Here is a 6,262-nt window from a genome sequence, read left to right as displayed (position 1 = left end):
CCAGTGCCCGCCCACGACCATCTCCCTGGGCAGCAGCGGGGTGGGGAGGCTCGCGTTCACCTGGCCGGCCAGCTCCGGAAAGCCGCGCGGGGCCAGCAGGATCAGCTTCGCCGGCGGCTGGGTGGCCCGGGCCTCCCCGATCTCCCACCGCAGGCCTTCCCCCGGCCCCAGCCGCAGCACGATCAGCTGGGACAGGTCCATCAACCGCCGCACGGTGCCCTGCCAGTCGTCGAGCGGCAGGTAGAACCGGGCCGCGCCCAGGAGCGGAAGGGTCTCCCCCGGCCGCCCCACCGCGATCACGGGACCGACGGCGCCCAGCGCGGCGGCGAACTGCACCTCCCGCGCGCGGAGGTCGCTCCTCGCCCTGTCGTCCACCCGGGCGGCCGCCTCGTCGTCGTCGAAGCTGCGCAGGTAGAGCACGGGTCTGCGACCGTCCCGGAGCAGGGCCTGGGCCGCCCCGCGAGCCGCGTACGAACGGGTGCGGCGCAGGACCAGGAGGCCGGCCCCCGCGGCCGCGACGCCGCCCGCCAGCAGCAGGAGCGACGCCTCCGGCGGGAGCGCGGCGCTGCGCTCCGACACGGCGACGGCGAGCGCGCCGCCCCCGGCCAGCACGCACCCGGCGGTGTTGGCGGCCAGGACGGCCCGCCGGCATCGCGGCCGCCGGGTGCCGTAGCGGTCGACGAGCGCGACGATCTCGGCGACCCCCGACCGTCGGCGGTGCCGCAGCCACAGGGCCGGCCCGAGCAGCGCCAGGGCGACCGCCCCGCACCACAGCGCCCCCGCCCTGCTCGCGCGCACCTGCTGGCCCACGCCCACGTTGACCAGCAGGTGCAGGGCCGCGTACGCCGCCGCGAGCGCGACCGCCGTGATCCACCGGGCGAACATCCGTAGCCGGGACGACACGCCGACCACCCCCGAACCCTCGCGCAGCCGTTGAGCAGGACCCTTCAATCCGATACCGCAACGGACGGGCCGTCATGCGTGTGCGATCGGAGCCGGTTCCCCGGCGCACGCCCCGAGCGGGACGGCCCGGAGCGCGTCCGGGCCGTCCATCAGCGGATCCTCCGCAGCGTCACGCGCCGGGCGCCTCCGCCCCGGTGGACGCCGGGCACTCCTGTTCGGCCGGGTCGCCGCGCCGGCCGACGGACGGCCGACCTGCCGACGGGCGGCCGGCTGGACGGCGCACGCCGCACGCCGCTTCGAACCCGTCGGCCACGAGGGGTTCGTGCGGATCAACCCGCCGAACGGAGCGGCGCCGAACGGGCCGAGGGCACCGGCCGGCTGATCTGGTCCCGGCGGTCCCACACCGCCTTGGAGATGCGGGCGAGCAGGCGGGCCGCCGGGTCGGTGCGGTCTGTGCCGTCGGCGAGCGGGCCGGTGTAGCAGACGGCGATCAGGTAGGGCGGGCAGTCGGCCGCCTGGACGAGGCCCACGCCGAGCCGGGTACCGGGGATCCAGCCGTTCTTGAAGGCGATCCGGGTGTTGGAGGGGAGGCCGGCGGCCAGGTCCACCCGGAACTCGTTGCATTCGAGGAGGCCGAGGAGTTCGGGCTCGTCGGCGAGCGAGCGCAGCAGCCGGACCAGGTCGCGGGCGCTCACCCGGTTGTGCACGCCCCGGGCGCGCGCCGCGTAGTCCTCGATCCCGCGCGGGGTGGCGCTGTGCGTGGCTCCGGCGCGGCGCCACACGTCGGCGACGGCCTGCTGGGTGGTGCGGGCCAGGCAGATGTTGGTGGCGAGGTTGGAGGAGTGGGTGATCATCCGCTCGGCGAGCAGCCGGAGCGGGACGTGGGTGCCGAGCAGCTCCCAGGGCAGCGGATCGCTGTCCCGGTCCGGGTCGTTGCCGAACTCCCCGCCCACGACGGACTCGAAGCGGTTCACCACGGGGACTTCGGCGTCGAGACCGACGCCGCCGCGGCAGAGCGCGGCGAGCACGGCGACCTTCATCGTGCTCGCGGCGTCGTGCAGTTCGTCCGGGTTGTGGAGGAACACCGGCTTCGAGTCGCCCATCCAGGGGGCCACCACCACAGAGAGCATGGAGGAAGGGTAGGGCAGAACAGGTCGGACCTCGACGGTTGCGGCGCACGACACGAACCCGCGGCCGCCGCGGCGGCCCGTCAGCCGCCGGGAGGCGGCGCCACGGGCTTGCGCAGCAGCCACTGGCCGGCCGTCCGCCGCGGCTGCCGCACGACGATCCGGCCGTGGCGCTTCCTGCCGACCAGCTCCACGCGCAGGGCGACGGGCCCGCCGGAGTCCGGCGCCCGGTCGTTCCTGACCCTGCTGAACTCCAGTGCCAGGGCATCGGAATCGACCACGACGCCGGGCCCGGTGATCAGCGTCAGGGTCTTGCCCTCCATGTCCAGGTCGATCCGCAGGGTGTCCTGGGTGATCACCGCCCGGGTGAAGTCGAGCGTCACGTCGCACCACTCCACGAAGAGCTCCAACCGTCGCGGCACCACCCAGCGCCCCTCCCGCCTGACCGCGCTCCACCGCTGGTCGATCCGCAGGACGTCCTTGACCTCCGTCACCACCCCGTCGGCGGAGATCGACACCGGCGGCAGGTCGGCCGTCAGCCCGGCCAGTTCACCGAGCGTCCGCGCCGACAGGGCGGCCTCCAGGCGCTCGTCCAGCTCGCCCGGGGTCAGCCGGCCGTCGCCCGCCGCGACCCGCAGCAGCTCGGCCACCCGGTCCCGGTCGGCGTGGGAGGCCCGCATCCCGAACTGCTGCGGGCCTCGGCCGGAGTGCGTCCCGGCGGGCACGATCTCTCCCGGCATACTTCCCGTCCTGAACTCGACGATGGTCGTCACGCGTCGGGGTCGGCGACACGGACGGGAACTCACGATATATCGCGATAGGGGTTCCCGCCAGACCCGCTCAGCGGGACGGGCCGTCCGCGGCGCGCGGGCTCACCAGCATGCGGATGTCGTCGGCGGCCCACAGCACGAACCGTTCGACCGGGACCACCCGGTGGCCCGGCTCGGGCCGGAAGCCGAGCCGCTTGAGCAGGACGGCCAGCAGCACCAGGGCCTCCGTCATGGCCAGGCCCGCCCCCTCGCAGGCGCGCGGGCCCAGGCCGAACGGGATCCAGGCCAGCCGGGGGCGCCCCGCCGACTCCTCGGGGGTGAACCGCTCGGGCCGGAACCGCTCCGGCTCGGGCCAGTACGCGGGGTTCAGGTGGACGGCCAGGATCGGGAGGAGGACCACCGCCCCGGCGGGGACGGTGTACCCGCCGACGGCCAGCGGACCGGCGGTCCACCGGGCGCCGTACGGGCCGGGCGGGTAGCGGCGCAGCGACTCGCGCAGGACCATCCCCAGGTACGGCAGCCGGTGCAGGTCGGCGTGGTCGGGCGCCGGGCGGTCGCCGAGGACGCGGTCGAGCTCCTCGGTGACGCGCGCGGCCGCCTCCGGGTGGGCGGCGAGCAGGTGCAGCGTCCAGGAGACGGCCACACCCGTGGTGTGGTGGGCGGCCAGCATCACGGCGAGGACGGTGTCGCGGATCCTCGCGGGGCTCTCGCCGGCCTCGACGAGGGCGCCGATCAGGTCGCTGCGGTCGCCGGTGTTGGAGCCGCCTGCGCCGCGGTCACCGGTGCCGGGGCCGCCGGCGCTCGGGCCGTCCGGGCGGTGCGCGGCGATCACCCGGTCGACCGTCGCCCGCAGCCGGGCGAGGGCCCGCGCGGTCCGTTCGACGTGCTGCTCCGGGACCTGCTCGGCCGGATCCCGGTAGAGGCGCTCCAACTGGTCGGCGAGCACCACCTCGAAGGCCTCGACCACGCCGTCCGGGTCCTCGGCCTCGCCGCCCAGGGCGTAGCCGCAGACCATCCGGAGGGAGAGCCCGGCCAGTTCCCGCTGGAGCTCGACGGACCGCCCGGCGGGCAGGGCGGCCCAGCGGTCGGCGAGCCCGGTCGCCAGGGCGGCGAAGCGGGCGACGTGCCGTTCGTGCGAGGGCCGTCCGGCCAGGACGGTGAGCAGCAGCCGGCGCCACGGCCCGTGCTCGTCGGCCGGGAGCACCTGGAGGTTGCCCGCCTCGAACAGCGGGTCCAGGAAGGAGAACAGCCGCCGGGGCCGCTCGTCGAGGTGGACCGCGGCCTCCAGCAGCACCGGATCGGCGATCGACACGGCGGTCCCGGCCCCGGGCAGCCGGAGCCGCGCGACGGGTCCGTACTCGGCGTGCAGCCACAGCTGGTAGGCGTGCAGGCCGCCCGCCCGCGCGATGGCGCCCACCCCGCCGTCGGCGCACGGTTCGGGCCCCGGGATCTCCATCGCACCTCCTCGTGACGGCGTGGGGAGTCGGCGGGGCCGACTTCCCACGCTCCGGTCCTGCTCCGGCGTCAGTTGACGAAGTAGCTGAACCCGACCGTCGCCGCGGACATCCCGGCGGCGATCTCCCGCGTCAGCGACCCCTGACAGTTCGCCGCGGAGTACACGTCGACCCTCGCGTCCGTGAGGTTCTGGACGAGCACGGGCGACAGGGTCGGGTAGCACCCCCGGGCCGGGTTCTGGTGCGCCACACCGTTCACCACCAGCACCCCCGTCGCCGCCTGTGCGGGCACGGCGAACGCGAGCACTCCGGCGGCGGCCAGCATCCCGACCGCGGCAATCCGACGACGCATGACTGTCCTCCCTTCCGAGGGCGCACAACCGGTCGCGGCGCCCTTCCGGGGCATGGATTCCCCCACCGCCCCGTCCACGCCGGAACCCCCGCCGCAATCCCCCGAACCGACGCGGGCGTACGGGCTCCTACCGGGGATACGGCCGCCCGCCCAGCGCGGCCCGCGCCGCACCCGCCAACCGCTCCCGCACCGCCGCCCCCGCTTCTCCTCGTCCCGGCCGTCCCTCTCGTCCCGGTCGGCGCACGCCTAGCGCCGCAGGTGGCGGCTCACCTCGCCGACCAGGGTGATCCGCACCCGCCGCTCCGCGAACCGCCACCGCCCGTCCTCCCCGCGCGCGAAGCGGTCGTGGTAGCGCCCGGCGGCTACCGGCCGGGCGCCGCGGCCAGCCGGGAGATCTCGGCGGCGACGGCCTCCGCTTCGGCGGCGACGGTGACGCGGGCGACGCCGTCCAGGCCCGGGTGGGCGCCGACCCGGACGGAGTGCCGGGCATTGCGCAGCAGGTCGAGGTCGTTGATGTCGTTGCCGAAGGCGTTGTACGCGTCGATCCCCAGCGAGGTCAGGGCCTCCCACTTGTTCGTGGTGCCCGGGGCGAAGTCGATGATCGCCTCGTCGAGGTGGTGGTTGACGGTCATCCCGAGCGCGCGGCCGGCCTCCGCGAGGGCCGCCGGGTCGGTCGCGTCGACCACCAGGAACTTGACCACGGCGGGGAGTTCGGCGAGCTCCACCCGGCGGGCGAGGCCGCCCTGGTCGACCCGGCCGCGGATCGGGTGGTCGGCCGGTCCGGTGTAGGCGTAGTCCCACGGGCCGTCGGCGAGGTAGCCCGCCCGGAACCGCTCGACCTCGGTCAGCAGCCGGTCGAGGTCACCGGCCTCGAACGCGGCCCGCGCCCGCACCCGGCCGTCGACGGAGACCAGGCTGCCGTTGCCGCCGATCAGCGTGGCGGCGGGAAAGGCCCCGTCGAGGACGGGCAGGAGGTCGCGGACCGGCCGGGCGGAGGCGAAGACCAGCTGGTGCCCGGCCCGCTCGCAGTCCGCCAGCGCGGCGAGGATCCGGCGGTCGATCGTCCGCCCGTCGAAGCAGAGGGTGCCGTCGATGTCGAAGACCGTGGTGCGGGCGCTGGTGGTGATCATCGTGCGATCGTATCCAGGCGGTGCGGTGCAGGATCCCGCGGCCCTTCGGGTACGGCCGGAGCGGGAAGTCGGCGGCCCGGCTTCCCGCTCCGGCCGGAGCCCTCCGACAGTTCCCCGCCGTCCGGGGCGGGACGGTCACGCGCGGGCCGGGCCGGTCGCCGGTCGCGCCGCGCGGCGGTGGCGCACGGGTGGCGGGCGGCACTGGTGGTCGGCGGGGCGCTCCCGGCTGCGGATGCTCCGCGAGCCGGCCATGACGAGGATCCTGTTCTCCGGCCTGAGCCTGGTCTCGGTGCACAGCGGCATCGGCGTGCTCGGCGCGCTGTACCTCCACGACGTGACGGCCCTCGGCCCCGGTCCGAGCGCCGCCGTCCTGGCGGCGGTCCAGGTGGCGGGGGCGGCCGGCCGGATCGCGCTGGCGGCCTGGAGCGACCGCTGCCGTGCCGGGCGGTACCGGCCCGTCCTGGTCTGCCTGGGCGCGGTGGTGGCCGGGTTGACGGCCCTGACGACGCCGGCGGGCCACTCCCCC

General features: G+C 75.9%; 5 protein-coding genes and 2 pseudogenes. 1 reads left to right on the top strand and 6 read right to left on the bottom strand.

Annotated elements, in window-relative coordinates:
- The 6 genes and pseudogenes from ACIQOV_RS22400 to ACIQOV_RS22375 all read right to left on the bottom strand — a co-directional run.
- Window positions 1-951 (bottom strand): annotated as a pseudogene (locus tag ACIQOV_RS22400) (hypothetical protein); the annotation flags it as partial.
- Between the two features lie 281 nt (window positions 952-1,232).
- Window positions 1,233-2,033 (bottom strand): serine hydrolase, encoded by an 801-nt coding sequence (locus tag ACIQOV_RS22395; RefSeq protein WP_401051014.1) that lies wholly within the window; start codon window positions 2,031-2,033, stop codon window positions 1,233-1,235.
- Between the two features lie 80 nt (window positions 2,034-2,113).
- Window positions 2,114-2,770, bottom strand: a complete 657-nt coding sequence (locus ACIQOV_RS22390) for a DUF1707 domain-containing protein (protein WP_401051012.1) — start codon at window positions 2,768-2,770, stop codon at window positions 2,114-2,116.
- Between the two features lie 100 nt (window positions 2,771-2,870).
- Entirely contained in the window at window positions 2,871-4,256 is a 1,386-nt protein-coding gene (locus ACIQOV_RS22385; RefSeq protein ID WP_401051010.1) for a cytochrome P450, read from the bottom strand.
- A gap of 68 nt (window positions 4,257-4,324) precedes the next feature.
- The gene (locus tag ACIQOV_RS22380) at window positions 4,325-4,606 is read right to left on the bottom strand and encodes a hypothetical protein (protein WP_401051008.1); all 282 of its coding nucleotides are present in this window, start codon (window positions 4,604-4,606) and stop codon (window positions 4,325-4,327) included.
- Window positions 4,607-4,968: 362 nt separating this feature from the next.
- Window positions 4,969-5,736 (bottom strand): HAD hydrolase family protein, encoded by a 768-nt coding sequence (locus ACIQOV_RS22375; RefSeq protein ID WP_401051006.1) that lies wholly within the window; start codon window positions 5,734-5,736, stop codon window positions 4,969-4,971.
- Window positions 5,737-5,986: 250 nt separating this feature from the next.
- Between ACIQOV_RS22375 and ACIQOV_RS22370 the strand changes: the two are divergent.
- Window positions 5,987-6,262, top strand: a pseudogene (locus tag ACIQOV_RS22370) (MFS transporter); the annotation flags it as partial.

Origin of the sequence: Kitasatospora sp. NPDC091257, assembly GCF_044757675.1 — a bacterium.
GTDB classification, from domain to species: Bacteria; Actinomycetota; Actinomycetes; order Streptomycetales; family Streptomycetaceae; genus Kitasatospora; species Kitasatospora lactacystinica.
This window is presented reverse-complemented; position numbering and strand designations above follow the sequence as displayed.